The sequence below is a fragment of the Streptomyces rhizoryzae genome, assembly GCF_023155275.1.
Taxonomy (GTDB): Bacteria; Actinomycetota; Actinomycetes; order Streptomycetales; family Streptomycetaceae; genus Streptomyces; species Streptomyces rhizoryzae.
The window spans coordinates 76,618-91,017 of the sequence record NZ_JALMUV010000027.1; the positions used below are offsets into that span (position 1 = coordinate 76,618).

13 protein-coding genes are annotated in these 14,400 nt (G+C 70.5%); 8 read left to right on the forward strand and 5 right to left on the reverse strand.

Features of this window, described 5'->3' with window-relative positions; translation table 11 throughout:
- The first annotated feature begins 119 nt into the window (after positions 1 to 119).
- The 4 genes from MUU72_RS21390 to MUU72_RS21405 all read left to right on the forward strand — a co-directional run bounded on the left by MUU72_RS21390 (position 120) and on the right by MUU72_RS21405 (position 4,755).
- Positions 120 to 1,397: a S8 family serine peptidase gene (locus MUU72_RS21390; protein ID WP_248014953.1), complete on the forward strand. Its 1,278-nt coding sequence runs from the start codon at positions 120 to 122 to the stop codon at positions 1,395 to 1,397.
- The gene (locus MUU72_RS21395; RefSeq protein WP_248014954.1) at positions 1,390 to 1,698 is read left to right on the forward strand and encodes a hypothetical protein; all 309 of its coding nucleotides are present in this window, start codon (positions 1,390 to 1,392) and stop codon (positions 1,696 to 1,698) included. Before MUU72_RS21390 ends, MUU72_RS21395 begins: the two co-directional genes overlap by 8 nt.
- A gap of 50 nt (positions 1,699 to 1,748) precedes the next feature.
- Entirely contained in the window at positions 1,749 to 3,302 is a 1,554-nt protein-coding gene (locus MUU72_RS35360; RefSeq protein ID WP_282504393.1) for a hypothetical protein, read from the forward strand.
- An 88-nt stretch (positions 3,303 to 3,390) separates the two neighbouring features.
- Positions 3,391 to 4,755 carry a S8 family serine peptidase gene (locus MUU72_RS21405; protein WP_248014955.1) on the forward strand — a complete coding sequence of 455 codons (1,365 nt, stop codon included), beginning with the start codon at positions 3,391 to 3,393 and terminating at the stop codon, positions 4,753 to 4,755.
- Between the two features lie 523 nt (positions 4,756 to 5,278).
- Here the strand turns inward: MUU72_RS21405 and MUU72_RS21410 are convergent.
- Positions 5,279 to 5,905 carry an RDD family protein gene (locus MUU72_RS21410; protein ID WP_248014956.1) on the reverse strand — a complete coding sequence of 209 codons (627 nt, stop codon included), beginning with the start codon at positions 5,903 to 5,905 and terminating at the stop codon, positions 5,279 to 5,281.
- 325 nt (positions 5,906 to 6,230) lie between these two features.
- On the opposite strand from MUU72_RS21410, the gene MUU72_RS21415 reads away from it, so the two are divergent.
- From MUU72_RS21415 to MUU72_RS21425, 3 genes are all read left to right on the forward strand, one after another.
- Positions 6,231 to 6,575, forward strand: a complete 345-nt coding sequence (locus MUU72_RS21415) for a WXG100 family type VII secretion target (RefSeq protein WP_248014957.1) — start codon at positions 6,231 to 6,233, stop codon at positions 6,573 to 6,575.
- Positions 6,576 to 6,654: 79 nt separating this feature from the next.
- The gene (locus tag MUU72_RS21420) at positions 6,655 to 7,725 is read left to right on the forward strand and encodes a WXG100-like domain-containing protein (RefSeq protein ID WP_443743064.1); all 1,071 of its coding nucleotides are present in this window, start codon (positions 6,655 to 6,657) and stop codon (positions 7,723 to 7,725) included.
- A gap of 13 nt (positions 7,726 to 7,738) precedes the next feature.
- A complete protein-coding gene (locus MUU72_RS21425) occupies positions 7,739 to 8,098 on the forward strand; it encodes a hypothetical protein (RefSeq protein ID WP_248014959.1) in 360 nt (119 codons plus the stop codon).
- 95 nt (positions 8,099 to 8,193) lie between these two features.
- On the opposite strand, the gene MUU72_RS21430 is transcribed toward MUU72_RS21425, so the two are convergent.
- Positions 8,194 to 9,201 carry a WXG100-like domain-containing protein gene (locus MUU72_RS21430; protein ID WP_248014960.1) on the reverse strand — a complete coding sequence of 336 codons (1,008 nt, stop codon included), beginning with the start codon at positions 9,199 to 9,201 and terminating at the stop codon, positions 8,194 to 8,196.
- Positions 9,202 to 9,346: 145 nt separating this feature from the next.
- Complete coding sequence (locus tag MUU72_RS21435) at positions 9,347 to 9,676, reverse strand: WXG100 family type VII secretion target (protein ID WP_248014961.1); 330 nt, start codon at positions 9,674 to 9,676, stop codon at positions 9,347 to 9,349.
- 430 nt (positions 9,677 to 10,106) lie between these two features.
- On the opposite strand from MUU72_RS21435, the gene MUU72_RS21440 reads away from it, so the two are divergent.
- Positions 10,107 to 10,496 carry a hypothetical protein gene (locus MUU72_RS21440; protein WP_248014962.1) on the forward strand — a complete coding sequence of 130 codons (390 nt, stop codon included), beginning with the start codon at positions 10,107 to 10,109 and terminating at the stop codon, positions 10,494 to 10,496.
- A gap of 294 nt (positions 10,497 to 10,790) precedes the next feature.
- Here MUU72_RS21440 and MUU72_RS35640 read toward each other — a convergent pair whose 3' ends face one another.
- Together MUU72_RS35640 and MUU72_RS21450 are read right to left on the reverse strand one after the other, a co-directional pair.
- Positions 10,791 to 11,843 carry an SUKH-4 family immunity protein gene (locus MUU72_RS35640; RefSeq protein WP_248014963.1) on the reverse strand — a complete coding sequence of 351 codons (1,053 nt, stop codon included), beginning with the start codon at positions 11,841 to 11,843 and terminating at the stop codon, positions 10,791 to 10,793.
- Positions 11,840 to 14,032, reverse strand: coding sequence for an ATP-binding protein (locus tag MUU72_RS21450; RefSeq protein ID WP_248014964.1), 2,193 nt, complete (start codon positions 14,030 to 14,032; stop codon positions 11,840 to 11,842). The genes MUU72_RS35640 and MUU72_RS21450 overlap by 4 nt, the downstream gene beginning before the upstream one ends.
- Between the last annotated feature and the right edge of the window lie 368 nt (positions 14,033 to 14,400).

The window sequence follows — 14,400 nt, forward strand, 5'->3', positions numbered from 1 at the left end:
TCCTCCCTCCGCCTACCCCGGCCCCCACCCCCGCACGCGGCTCCGCCATCGCCACCCCTCCCACCCCCCTCGCCGCGCCGCACGCCCCATCCCAACCCGCTACGGAGAGCAGACAACCCGTGGGATCTCGCGCCATTGGTCTACGAGCCGGGCACCGCCGCCGCGCGACGGGTGCACTGGTCACGGCGGCCTGCATCGTCGGCCTGTCGACCGCCGCGGCCGCACCGGCGGTCGCGGACGACAACACCCCGCTGCAGAGCGGCGAGTGCAAGTTCGGCACCGACGACATCAAAGAGACCCCCTGGTCCCTCCAGCGGCTGCTGACCAACCAGATGTGGGCGAGCGGCCAGGGCGAGGGCATCCGGGTCGCCGTCATCGACACCGGCATCGACGCGGGCAACAAGCAGCTCCAGGACGCCATCGAGGGCCCCGGCAAGTCGTACGTCAGCGGCAAGCCCACCCAGGACCGGGTCGGGCACGGCACCAAGGTCGCCGGCATCATCGCCGCGCGCCGCGTGGCGAGTTCCGGCTTCTACGGCATCGCCCCCAAGGCCAAGGTCATCCCGTTCCAGCAGACCAGCGACGAGAAGGCCGGCACCGCCGACACCCTCGCCAAGGCGATCGACGACGCGGTCGCCGCGAAGGTCGACGTCATCAACATCTCGCAGGGCACGGCGGCGTCCGAGGACCGGCTGCCCACGCTCAAGGCGGCCGTCAAGCGGGCCCAGGACAGCAACATCCTGATCGTCGCCTCGGCGGGCAACAGCGGCGCCAGCGGCGAGGAGAAGAACATCTACCCGGCCGCGTTCAGCGAGGAGTTCGACAACGTCCTGGCCGTCGCCGCGTCCGACCGCAACAACGAGCGCGCGCCCTTCTCGCAGGCCGGCTCGTTCGTCGGCATCGCCGCCCCCGGCGTCGACATGGTCTCCACCGTCCCGCTCGGCGGCAACTGCGTCGACCAGGGCACCAGCTTCTCCGCCCCGTACGCCACCGGCGCCGCGGCCCTGCTGATCGCCAAGCACCGGCACGACAAGCAGGCGTGGGGGCCGCAGCAGATCATCTGGCACCTGGAGCAGACCGCCGACCGGGTCCGCCGGGGCCGCGACAACAACATCGGCTGGGGCGTCGTCAACCCGGTCGCCGCGCTGAACGACGACACCCGGCCCCTCGCGCCGCCCGTGCCGGACAAGCCGTCCGGCGTGGCCGACGGCTCCAACATCCTGCCGGCCGTCGCCACCCTCGGCGAAACCACCGAGGAGCGCCGCGCCCGCATCGCTCTCTACATCGTCGGCGGCGGACTCCTGGCCGTCGCCGCGGTCGTGGGCTCCTCGGTCGCCCTGCGCGACTGGCGCCGCAAGACCGGACTGACACCACACGGGGAGGCCAAGCATGGCTAGCAAGGAATACGGCGTCGATCTCGACGCACTCGATCAGCTCGTCAAGGAACTGAACCAGGTCCTGAAGGACATGGGCGGTCCGAAGGACAAGGCGAAGAACCAGACGTACCTGCCGGACAGCGCGCTGGGGAAGGGCTTCTCCGAGCGCGACAAGATGCACAAGGCCCACAACGACATGAAGGACTTCATCCAGACCCAGATCGTCGACAAGATCGAGGGCCTGATCGACGATTTCGGCAAGAAGTCCAAGCAGACGAAGGACGCCTACGCGGACGCCGAGCACAACAACACGATGAAGTGACGCTGGTAACAAGCCGGTTGACCGGTAGGTGAGGAGAAGGGGGTCCACTGATGGGTGGAGACGCGGCCAGCGCTCCCACGGGTGGCAACACCTGGGAGACGTTCACAACCAAATTCAACGAGCACGACCTTGACGGCCTCAAGGGCATGCTGGACGGCGCCAACGTCCAGCTCGTCCGGGACGTCGCGCAGCACTGGCAGGACCTGCACGACCAGCTGGTCGGTCCGGGCGACGGCGGCGGCGGTATCCAGAAGCGCTTCGAAGACGCCGTGAAGAAGGTGCTGGAGTCCTGGCACGGCGACACGGCGGAGAAGTTCGCCAAGCGCGCCCAGGAGATCAGCCAGAACTTCAGCGCCGGGGCTCCGTACGCCTCCCACACCGCGCAGGTCATGGGGATGACGGCCCAGGACCTCCAGAAGGCCATCGACAAGGTCAAGCCGATCGACGACGGCTGGAACTGGAGCGATGACGTCTGGGGCGAGATGCCCTGGTCGGACCAGATCGACGACGACGACCTGAACAAGGTGCTCAGGGAAGACGGCGTGAGCACCCAGGGAGTCCTCGACGCGAACAAGGACAACCTCTCCGGCCACCAGAAGAAGCGGCTCGAAGCCGCGGTGGCGATGGAGAATCTGGGGACGGCTTATGTGGTGCGGGCTTCGGGGCTGAAGCCCCCGGGCCGCAACATGGTCGACGACAGGATCCCCGACCACAGGGACCCTTCGGATGGTGCTGCTTTGGGCCCCATGCCCATGCCCATGGGGCCTGGCGGCAGCGGACTGGGCGGCGGTGGTGGTGGCGGCGTCAAGCTCCCCACCCGCGGTATGAAGGCCACCCCCGCTCCCAAGATGCCCGAGGCACCCAAGATGCCGAACACGCCGGGCATCAGCGGCGGAATGGGTTCGATCAAGCCCAAGATGCCGGATGTGACGACCGGCCTGGACGGCCTCCAGACCGGTGGTCCCGGCGGCCCCGGTGGGCTCAAGGTCCCCGGTGGTGGTCCTGGCGGTGGCCCTGGCATCAATGTCCCCAGCGGCGGCGGCCCAGGAGGTGGTGGCCTCCACGGCGTGCCGGGGATTCCTGGCGGGGGTATGCCCGTCCGCGGGCCTGGCGGTGTGAAGGGCGGGACCGGTGGCCCGGGAGGCTTGAAGAGCGCGAGCGGCGGACCGGGCGGAGTGAAGAGCGGGCCCGGCGGTGCGGGAGCCCCCGGCACCGGTGGCGCTCGTGCCGGCCGTCCGGGCATGCCCGGCATGGGCGGTGCGCACGCGGGCGGTGCGGGCAAGGGCGGCGCGGGTGGGCGGCCCGGTGTCGGCACCGGCGGTGCTCAGGCGCGCCAGAAGGGCGGCATCATCGGCTCGTCCGGTGGTAAAGCCAGTGGCGGGGCTCAGGGCGGTTCCGGTCTGCACCGTAGCCGCGGCGGCTCCGCGGCCGGCAGCAACTCCAGCGGCGGACGCCGCCCGGCAGGCATGATGGGCGGCGCCCACGGTGCCCACGGCGGCAAGGGCGAGGGCAAGGGACAGAACGGCAACCGTCCCGATTACCTCGTGGAAGACGAGGAAACCTGGACTCCGGAGCGTAATGTGGCTCCCCGGGTCATCGAGTAGGACCGGCCGGACAAGCAATCGGCAGACACGCTTGGGGCCCGCAGCTCACGGGCTGCGGGCCCCAGTTCTGTGAGGAAGGTGTAATGGCATGAGCTTCACGCGGACGCTGCGTGCGGTGGGCGGCGCGGTAGTGGCGGGAGCACTGCTCTTCGGCACCGCGCCGGTTGCTTCGGCAGACCAGATCAGAAACGACCAGTGGCCGCTGCAGAAATTCGACGCTGAGTCAATCTGGAAAATTTCGACAGGGAAGGGCGTCACTGTCGCAGTTCTCGACACTCCTGTGGATGGTAGCCATCCAGACCTTGTCGGTAATGTCCTCCCTGGTAAGAACTTCATTACCGGTAGTGGTCCTGCGGACCAAGGGACTGGGGACGATGCAGACCACGGCACGGCGATGGCTTCGATAATTGCGGGCCATGGGCACGGTGCGGGCGGAGCTGACGGCGTCAAGGGGCTGGCGCCGGATGCAAAAATTTTGCCCGTTGCTATTCCGGCTGCGAATGGGAATCCTTCTGAGCTAGGGGAAGGAGGAGGCGATTTCGCAGGCGCGCTGAGGTACGCAGTCGACCAAGGCGCGAAGGTTGTGAACATGTCGTTCGTCAACGGCGGCTTGGAACTTACGCCTGATGAAAAGCGTGCCGTCGACTATGCGCGCATGCGTGATGTTCTCCTGGTTGCCGGAACGGGGAATGATGGCGTTAGTACTCCTCGTGTACCAGCAGCTGCCCCAGGCGTTCTGGCGGTCGGGTCCGTGGACGACCACGGTTACGTCTGGAACAAGTCCAACTACGGGTCCCACGTCAAGCTGATTGCCCCGGGCGTGCACATCAGGTCTGCTAGCTCTGTGGTGGACGTTAATGGTAAGTACCGCTTGGCGAATGGCACGTCCGACTCCACCGCCTATGTCTCGGCTACCGCAGCCCTTCTGCGCGCAAAGTTCCCTAATCTGAGCGCCGGCCAGATCGCCAACCGCATGATCAAGACGGCTGGCATCCCGGAGGACAAGCCCAATCTGAAACTTCCGGACCCGCACTACGGCTACGGCTTCATCAAGCCCTACAGCGCCCTGACCAAGAACGTTCCGGCGGGTCCGAAAGACGGCCCATTCCCCGCGCTGAGTGGGGGCACGTCGTCCGACCCTTCCAGCGCGGCGGGTAACAACGCCACCGGACCGAAGATCAGTAGTCAGAAGGGTCTGAGCGCGCCCTTCATCATCCTTATTGCGGTGGTCGGCGTTGCTCTTCTCGCCATCGTCGTGGTCATCGTCCTGGTGGCCAAGAAGAAGAACCGACGGAACGGGCCGCCGCCCGGTGGCTTCGGTGGGCCGGGTGGGCCTGGCGGGCCGGGTGGGTTCGTGCCGAATCCGCAGGGACCGCAGGGGCCGTATCAGCAGCAGCCCGGGGCGCCCGGGGCATACCCGCCGGCGCCGCCCACGCAGCCGCCCGGCCGGTAGGCTGAACAAAACGCAGTGACATAGGGGCTGGGGCCCGCAGCTTTCAGGCTGCGGGCCCCAGCCATGTGGTGGAGGCGTTTTGGTGTGAGCGGTATGCGGATGCTGCGTGCGGGGGCGGTGGATATGTGGCGACGTGACGGGGGCGCGGGATTTTGGAGCCGGCGTCGCTGACTCGGCGACAAGGTGAGGGGAGAGAAGGTCTCAGCGGTCACAGCTCAGAGCGATTTCGCGTGCTGGGGCTGATTGTCTTCGCGGGGGCGGCTACCTCCCCTCTTCTCTTCGCTTTCGCCTGGGAAGGGGCGAGCCGCGGGTGAGGCGGCTGCCGCCGGGCCGAGGTATTCGGGGCGCTGTCTCCTCTGAGGGAGGGCGGCCGAGCTGCTGGCAGTGAGACCCGGGAAATGTAGGGCGGAGCGGCTGAGCTTCAGCCCGGGCCATCGGATTCGTAACGGATGTCGCAGACGGGCTCGTCGTAGCTGGGGTCGCCCATCCGGGTGAGATCGGGTGAGATCGGGGAGCGGCCGGATCAGCTGGTGGGGGGTAGGGCGTCGGAGCGTACGAGGCGGATGCCGCAGAAGTCCTTGGGCTGGTCGGGCATTCGGAGGTCCGACCTGTCGGGGCGGCCGATCCTGCGGAACCAGTCGGTGATGTACGCGTAGGCGAGGAAGAGGTAGCCGGCCAGCCAGCGGCGGAACAGCCGGGGCAGGCGGGGGCAGCCGCCGTCACGCGAAAGGGCCACGCGGGTCCGGGTGAGGAGCTTGCCGATGCTCGCGCGGGCAACGCGGGTCAGGAGGACGTGGTTGACGAAGGAGAATCCGAACGCGGCGATGAGCGCGGTGATTACTCCCTGCCGGGGGTTGCCGGTGAAGCGGAAGCCGAGGTAGCCGACGGCTGCGGCAAGTACGGTGTCGATCGCGGATGCGCCGAAGCGATGGAATGCACTGACGGCTTCGGGAACGTGGGGAGCCGGCGCCTGGGGTGGAGTCGGCTGGTAGGGGTACGGAGCGGGCGGTTGCTGATAGGGCGACTGGTACCCGGGCTGGCCTTGAGGCGGCGGTGGCTGCTGATACGGATAAGGCTGCTGCTGGGAAGGGTACGGGGGCTGCTGGTTGTACGGGGGATAGGGCTGGGGAGGGAATTCTTGGCCTGGCATGGCAAGGATCCTTACACGGCGCGGGGCCGGGCGTCAGCGGGTGTGAATTTTCGGCTGGTTGACGGGAGGGAAGCATTCCGTCCGGTTCTTGCCGAAGGGAGTCCATTGCGTGTGCGAGGTTTCTTGGGGCGGTGCGGTGCGGTGGGCGCGGTGCGACGACCGGACAAGACGGCCTCGGAGCACGGTGTGGCGTGGGTCCTGGGGGAGTTGTGTCGGTCTCTGGTCGCGATGGGGTTTTCGGTGCCGCGATGGGAAGGCGAACTCGGCGCTTCGGTAAGCTTATTGGTGATTCATGCGACGTGGAGCTAGCAGGTAGGGGGACTCCGTGGCAGGTTCCGGGTACGAGATCGACCCGAATGTGCTGAAAGAGCAGGGAAAGAACTTCTCGGACATCGCGCATAATTTTGGTGGCGCGGCCGAAAAGTTCAAGAGCACCGTCACCGAGTGCGAAGAGGGCTGGGGCGACGACAGTGTGAAAATCGTCGAGCAGCTCCTCAAGGGGTACAAGCCGGTCAGCAAGGTCATCATGATGGCGCTGCCCCACCTCCAGGACGCCCTGGGCGACATCGGCACCAAGCTCAACGCGATCGCCAAGGACTACGAGGCCGCGGAGCTGGAGCAGGTCACCGTACTCTCCCGGGTCGCGGTCGAGGGGCAGGGGCAGGTCTAGCCCTCCGGGGCTCATCGCCGCGGCCGGGGCCGGGCGAATATCACCAGGTGTTTTTCAGGGGGAGTACATCGTGTCCATCATGCTGCCGTCAGAAGTCGACTGGGTTCTGGACCTGCTGGGTTTCGAATGGCCCAATCTCGACGAAGACAAGATGCTGGAGGCGGCAACGGCCTGGCGCAACTTCGCGCAGACCGTCCAGCAGACCCAGAACGAGGGCGATTCCGCGGCCAATACGGTGCGCGGGGCCAACTCCGGTGAGGCGATCGACGGGTTCGACAAGGCGTGGGACCGCTTCACGAAGGACGGGCTCGTCGCCTTCGGATACCTCGAAGCGCTGTCGGGTGCCGCCGAGATCCTGGCGGCCCTGCTGGAGACCTGCGCCATCATCGTGGTGGCGCTGAAGATCTACGTCATCGTCCAGCTCATCGACCTCGCCATCGAATTCGCCATCGCGCAGGCATCGGCTCCGGTCACCCTGGGCGCCTCCGAGGCGGCACTGGCCGGCCGCGTCGTGATGATCCGGGCGCTCGTCAAGCGGGCCCTGACAGAGGCCGCGGAGAAGATCACCGCGAAGGTCACCGAGTCCCTGGCGAAGCGCGAAGTCCTTTCCGTCAAGGAACTTCTCGTGAACATCGGGAAGGAGACGGCGCAGTCGGTCGGCAAGGAAGCCTTCAATCAGGGCAAGGCCATTTACCAAGGCAAGCAGGACGGCGTCAACTGGACCGATCTGGGGGTGGCCGCGGTCAATCCGGCGCTCAAGCCGGTCGCCGGCACCATCACGAAGGACGAGAAGGGCGAGTACGGATTCCAGGCCGACGGTGCCGGCAAGGTGGCCATGGGGATGTACCACCAGGCGCAGGGCGTCGGGAAGCTGGCGCACGGCGATTTCGCCGGTGGCGCCCAGCAGATAGCCGAGGGTGGGCTGGAGCAGCTCGGCGGGGTCCAGTCCGTCTATGAGACCGGTACGAAGGAGAAGGAGCCGGCGGGGGAGGGGAGTGCGGAATCGGGCGCGTCCGGGGCGGGTTCGGGTTCGGGCTCCGGTTCCGGCTCGGGTTCCGGTGGTGCTCATCCCCGTCCGACCCCGCCGCCCGCTCCGAGCACTGCCTCCGGCAGGGCCGAGGAGGACCGGGCCCGTTCGACCTTCGGCTGAGAGGAATTCACGTATGCGCGACCACCATTCCCACCCGGACGCTCTCGGTGAGCGCGACCATCCCCTTGAGGAGCAGGACCTCACCGAAGAGCAGAACGAACACCGTACGAAGACCTTGCGTGCGGTGCGGGACAATCCCAACGCCCCCGAGGCGCTGCGGGACTTGGCGAAGAAGATGCTCAGCGGGCGGCTCCAGCTCAAGGACGTCCTGGACGATCCCGCGGGGCACCGGGCACTGAGTGAGGGGCTGGCCCCGCTCCGGGAGCAGTGGCGGACGATGTCGCCGCAACAGCGCCAGGAGGTCCGGCAGTACGACCCGGACGAGGCGCCGAGGAGCGGGGACGGCCCGGCCGGCCGGTCGCCGCGGTCCTGATCCGCGCGGAGTGAGCGACGGGCGGCACCGGATGTCCGGTGCCGCCCGTCGCGTCGGCGGAGGGCGACCGCGCGGGTCGCGGGGTGGCGCGGGACTCAGCCGAAGACGGAGCGGACCTGTTCGCGGACGGTGTCCTTGGCGCCGTCGGTGACCTCCTGGTGGCGGGTCGCGGCGCCGCCGGTGCGCTGGTCGACGTGCTTCTGCGCCTGGTCCAGGCCCCGGTCGGTGAGGTCGTCCCGGGCGTGGTCGATGTACGTCTTCGGGCTGGTGAGGTCGTCGACGCCCTCTTTCAGGCCGTCGACGTATTCGCCGGCCTTTTCCTTGCCGATGTCCGCGGTCTCGCTGAACTTGATGCCGTCGCGCTCGCCGAAGTGGGTTTCGATGCTCTGCTCGGCGATGTTCTGCGCCATCTCCGTGCCGGCCTCGGTGGCCTTCTCCTTGGCCGCGTCGACGACCTTTTCCTTGACGGTGTCCTTGACCGTGTCCTTGACCGTCTTCTTGGCGTAGTCCATCGCCATCTGGCGGGCTTCCTTGGACACCGCCTTCTTCGCCATCTTCTTGATGGCGTCCATGGTGGCGTGTTCCATGGCCTTGGTGGCCGCCTGCATGACCTCCTGCCTGATTTTGGCGAGGATCTGGCGGACGATCACGCGGGTCGCCTGCGTGGCGCCGGCCGCACCGATTTCCGAGAGACCGAAGGTGAACGGCGCGGCGGCCTGGGCCGCGATGATTTCCGCGGCCAGGATGACGAGTTGTGCGATGACCGCGATTTTGCCGGCCAGTACGGCGATGGCCGCCGCGTCGAAGGCGACGGCGATGACCTCGGCCGCCGCTGCGGCGTCGCGGAGGTAGTTGTCGCCGCTGCCGCCGGAGCCGTTGAACTCGCCCCATTCGTGGGAAAAGCCCTCAACGGCCTCGCCGGAGTTGGCGGAGAGAACCTGATTGGCTGCCGACGTTCCCTGGGACTGGGTCTGTTCGACCGACTGCGCGAAAGTGCGCCAGGCCGTGGCACATTCGTGCAGCTTGTCCTCGTCGGCGTCGGGCCAGTCGTAGCCCAGCAGGTTCAGGATCCAGACAAGCTCACCTGGCAGCTGCAATGACACAGTGTTCGCCCCCGTGCGGGTGTGACCGAATGCGGAGTGGGTGGAGAGGTGGGGAGGGGAAAGGCGGGGGCGGCTGAGGTGCGGAAAGGCGGCCGGCCTCGGGGGCCGCCGTGCCCGGCCGCCGCGCGACCGCGGAAGCCGTCAGTCAGATCTGCGGACGGCCGACCGCGCTGATGACGTGGATGCCCTGCTCGTCCGACTCGGTGTACGACCGCGCCATTCCCTGGAGCTTGTCACCGATGCCCTGGAGGCGTTCGCCGAGGGAGTCCATCGACTTGAACATGCCGTCCCGGATCGGGGTGTAGATCGTGTCGAAGGCGTCGCCGAAGTCGCAGTTCTCCCAGGGGCTGCCGAGCCCTTCGAGGTCGTCCTGGAGCTTCTTGGACGCCTTGCTGAAGTCGCTGCCGATGTGGGTGAAGGCGTCGCCCTGCGTCGCGAGAACGCCCGGATCGACGTCGAATTCCTTGCCTGCCATCATCGCCCCCGTATTTCGCAGTATTCACGGCGTGTGGGTGATCGTGCGCCACGCCTAACCGGTCACAGGTTAGGCGGTCCGAGTGTGGACGTGTCAAGGCGGGAGCCGGGGCGGCGAGGGGCTTCCGTGGGCGGCTCAACACTTATGGGAATTCGGGGGTTTTGGGTGGGTCGCGCGCTTGGTGGCGTTTGCGACGCTTCGCGGAATGGCGGAAGTGAGGGAAAGGGGGGAATGCGGCGAAGGCGGTGTGGAGGCCGGCTCGGGCGGGGCCGCATTCCCGGAATCCACGTTCAGGGATGGGGGCGGGTGGCGTCAACGACGTTCGGCGCCAAAATGCGGCCGACTTCAGGTCAGCGGTGCGGGAGGGGATTTCCCTGGCGGCGGGGCCGGGCGGTGGGCGCGACGGCGGGCTCCCGTAGCATTTCCGCTCATGGACGCAGCGGGGAGTGCAGCGCGGAACGAGCCCGGGGGCGAGCGGCCCGGTGAGCCAGTTCCCGAAGACGAGGGGGAAGCGCCGGCCGGGCCGGCGGGGGACGAGGCGGAGCCGGCCGAGGAGGAGGACCGTGCCGGGCTGACACCGCGCCAGGCGCGCCGCCTGCGGGTCGTCCTGGCGTCGGTGCTGATGGCCGCGGTGGCGGTCGTGCTGGTGATCCGCCTGGCGTCGCGCCACTCGGTGCTCGTGGTCGGGGTGTACGGCGCGGCGCTCGTGCTGTGCGGGATCGTCATCGAGCTGAGCCGGAACGGGCGTACCCGGCTGGGCTCCTGGCTGCTCGGTGCGGGCCTCGCCGCCGCGATCGCCGCCGACTGGCTGCTGCCCTGAGGGCCGGGCCGCGGCGGCGCCAGGACCGGTTCACCGGCACGGTCGCGTACCTCGGAGCACGGCACGGAACACCGCCGACCCCGTGTTGACCGAGCCGGCGACGATGTCCACCGCACGGATGCGGCAGGAGGATCAGGGCGTTTCTGACGGGGCGGCGGCCGGAGGGGCGCCGCGACGGGCCGGGTGCCGTACGGACACGGGTGCCGCCCGGCCGCTGCCGCGGGGCGGGGCGGGGAGCCGGCGCCTCCCCGCCGTCACGGGGCGCTCCCGGTGGGCCCGGGACGGCCGGTGGGCTCAGAACAGCCCCTGCCACATCTGTTCGGTGATGAGGGACCACCAGTTGTCCGGGTTGTCGAGGGACCACGGGTCCAGGGCGACGAGGTGTTCCTGGAAGGCGGCGAGGGTGGCGCCGGCGGCGTACGGGTCCTGGGTGGCCAGACGCTGCCGGGTGGTGGTCAGGAACGCCAGGGAGCGCGCGAAGGCGGCGGCGGAGCGGTTGACGAAGCGGGCGCCGCCGGTGCCGGGCTGGACGGCCCAGAGGGTGCCGAGCTGGCTCGGGTCGTCCTCCGGGGCGGTGCACTGGACGGCGACGGTGTACAGGCCGTCGGTGCCCAGCCGGACGTAGCCGCCGAGGATGTCCAGGATCTGCGGCTGGGCGTCCGTGCCGACTGCCCTGAGGTGGGTGGCGACGTCGGCGTACAGGCCGCCGGCCGGCGGGTTGGCGGCGTCGTCGGCGGTGAAGAAGTACGGGACGTGCGCGGGGAGTCCGGCCTCGGCCAGGGTGGCCCGGGTGTCCTCGGGGAGCGCGGTCGCGGCGAGCGCCCCGGCGTCGGCGCGGCGTACCGCGTCGGGCCCGAAGACCTCGGCGAGGTGCGCGCCCAGCTCCGCGCCGGACAGCGCCGGCGCGGGGGCGACGGCCTGCGGAACGGGCGTGCGGTGCGGCTGGGGCGGCGCCTGGCGGCCCGCGAGCCGGTGCATGGCCTCGATGTGCCGCAGCAGCCCGGCGATGCCCGCAGCGCGCTCCTCGGGGCGCATGCCGTACTCCGCGGTGCAGGAGAACGCGGCGTTGGGGAACGCCCGCAGGACGAAGTCGCCGGTGTAGCCGCCGGGCAGCATCGCCGGCCGCAGGTCGGTGTGGACCGCGCGCACCGCGGCGCCGTCCACGCCCAGCCGCCGCAGCTCCTCGTAGAGCTGGTACTCGGCGGGCGGGAAACCGGGTCGGGACACCTTGGCGAGGCTGGTGTCCTCGCCGGTGGACGGATCCGCGTACGTCGCCACGGCGGTGTTGCCGGGGCCGGCGACCGGCTGCTGGGCGGCGGCGGGGCCGGCCTGCGCCTGGGTGTTCACGAGTGGTCTCCTTCGGGGCCGTGGGCGGCGGTGGCGGGCGCGGGGCCGGTGGACTGGGCGGGAACGGCGGCCTCGGCGGCCGGTGACGGGGCGGGCGCGGGGGCCGGCGCCAGGATCTGACGGGCCGTCACACCGCGTTCGGTGGCGGTGAGGAGGATGCCCTCGGGGGAGAGGTCCGCGTCGCGGAACGGGGAGTCCGAGATCAGCGCGGTCACCACCTCACCGCTCTCCCGGGCCCACACCCGCAGGTAGTCGGCGCCCCGGCTGAACGCGTACGGGGAGGCCGCCCGCTCCTCCTCCGACGGGCGCCGCACGTGCGCCGGGTCGGCGTCGACGTACCCGGGGCGGAGCAGGTCGTGCAGGAGGAAGGCGGGGGCGGGCCGGCCGGCCCGGGGCTCCGTCCCGTCCGCCGGTGCGCCGTCCGCCCCGGGGGGCGGGGTCGGCTCCACCGGGGGGAGGGGGCGGGAGCCGGGCGTTCCGGCCGGGACGATCAGGGCGGCGACCGGGCGGGGGGCGCCGCCGGACGGCGCCGGGCCGGTGGGGCCCGCGGGCTGGGCCTGGGCCGGATCAGCGGCGTCCGGGGCCGCCAGGAGGCCCGTCGTCACCGAGAGCACCCCCGGCAGCGGCAGGCTCCACAGGGTGCGCCACGGCAGGTCCAGGCCCAGCCCGTGCACCGCCTCCGCGTACGGCTGGAGCCCGTCCTCGACGAACGCGGCCTCCAGGAGCGCGGCCCGGACCTCGGCCGGGGCCTCGGAGCGGGTGAACAGGGGCGCGGTGCGCAGGTACGTCCGGGCCGGCGCGCCCAGCTGGTCGAGCGGCACGGCCTCGACGGCGGTGCGCAGCGCGACCGGGTCGGCGTGGATGAACAGGCCCGGGTCGGTGAGGAGTTGGGGGAGCAGCCCGGCGTCGAGGGTGTGCCCGGCGAGGTGGTCGCGGACGTAGGGGTCGGCGCGGGACCAGTCCTGCTGCGGGACCGCCTCCAGCAGCGCCATGGCGATCCGGGTCTGGACGTTCCGGGCGTCCGGCACGGCGGCGCGGATCTCGGCGGCCAGCGCCGGGTGCGCCAGGCGGATCAGGGTGCGGGCGGTCCCGGCGCCGGCCGGGTCACCGGAGCCGTCCCCGCGGCCGCCCCCGCCCTCGTCCTCGGAGGTCTCCACCGGCTCGATGAAGGGAGCGGCGAGCAGCATGCCCTCGGCCAGGACCTGGCTCATGTCGCGGCCCGCGACGGCGTCGGCCAGCGGGCGCCAGAGCTGCACCGGGAGACCGTCGCCCTCCGCGAACGCCAGCGGAGCCAGCAGCTGCCGCAGCGTCTGCGGATCGGCGCCCAGGCGGTGCGCGTGCAGGTCGAGGACGTCGCCGACGGTGGCCGGCAGCCGGTCCTCGTCCGCCGGGTCGAAGCCCTCCGGGTGCGTGAACAGCGACTGGACGGCCAGCCGGACGGTGAGCCGGCTGCCGTTCGCGCGGCGGGCCAGGGCCTGCGCGAGCGCCCGGCGGGCGGCCGGGTCGGTGGTGAACGGGAGGTCGGGGGCGCCCGCCTCCGGGGTGAGCGCCGTCTCGGCCTGGAGGACCAGGCCCTCCGGGTCGGCCCACTCGGGCGCGTCGAGGTCGATCACCTGGACCTGGCCGCGCGGCAGCGCACCGGCCAGTTCGGCGGCGAGCTCCCGGGGGGCCTCGGCCAGCAGGTGGACCGTCGGGGTCGCGGCCAGCGGCACCAGCACCTCGCGGACCAGGCGCGCCGGCTCGTTCGTGGCCCGTACCGGGCCGGCCAGGTCGACGTCCGGGACGACGACCGCCACCGGCTCGTCCAGCGCGGCGAGCGCGGGGAAGACGTCCGAGGCGCGCCCGGCGGCCAGCCCGAGGTGGTCGGCGAGCATCCACAGCACCTGCGCGGCCGTCCGGCCCCGGGGGTCCGGGACGGCCGGGGCCGGGAGGTCCGGCGGGACCGTCGCCGGGTCCAGGTCGTCCAGCGGCAGGCGCTTGCGGTAATCCGGGTCGCACAGCATCAGGAAGCCCGCGACCAGCCGCGAACGGCCGCTGCCCGGGCTGCCGGTGACCACGATGACGCGGGGTGCGCCGGGCCACCGCATGCGCCAGGCGGCGAGTGCGCTGAGGACGGCGGTGCGGCCGCCGATGTACGGATGCGGCGCGTATCCGGGCGCCGCGCCGGCTGCTTCGTCCGCGGCGCTCATGACTTCGTCGTCCCCCACATCAAACCCGCCCTCCACTCCCGTGGATCGTGCCTGTACGGGGTAGATCCTATGTTCCGGGCGCAGTGCACGGGATGGCCGAGGGGCGGCTGTTCCGGAACTGGCACACACGGCGGCCCCGGGCGGGGGCGGGCGCAGTCCGGGCCGTACCGCATGACCCGATTCCACCCTTGCCGGGTCGGGTTGCCGGTCTGCGCACGCGGCGGCACATCCCGCTTTCTCTGCTTTATCCCCCTTCACGGGAGTCACTGTGGTGGCGTCATCACCGTGCGGCCGGGGCTCGCGGCCCTTATGGCCCCCACGGCCGTTCTGCCGCCGATCCCCGCTCCCGCGCCATGCCCCGGTATTTT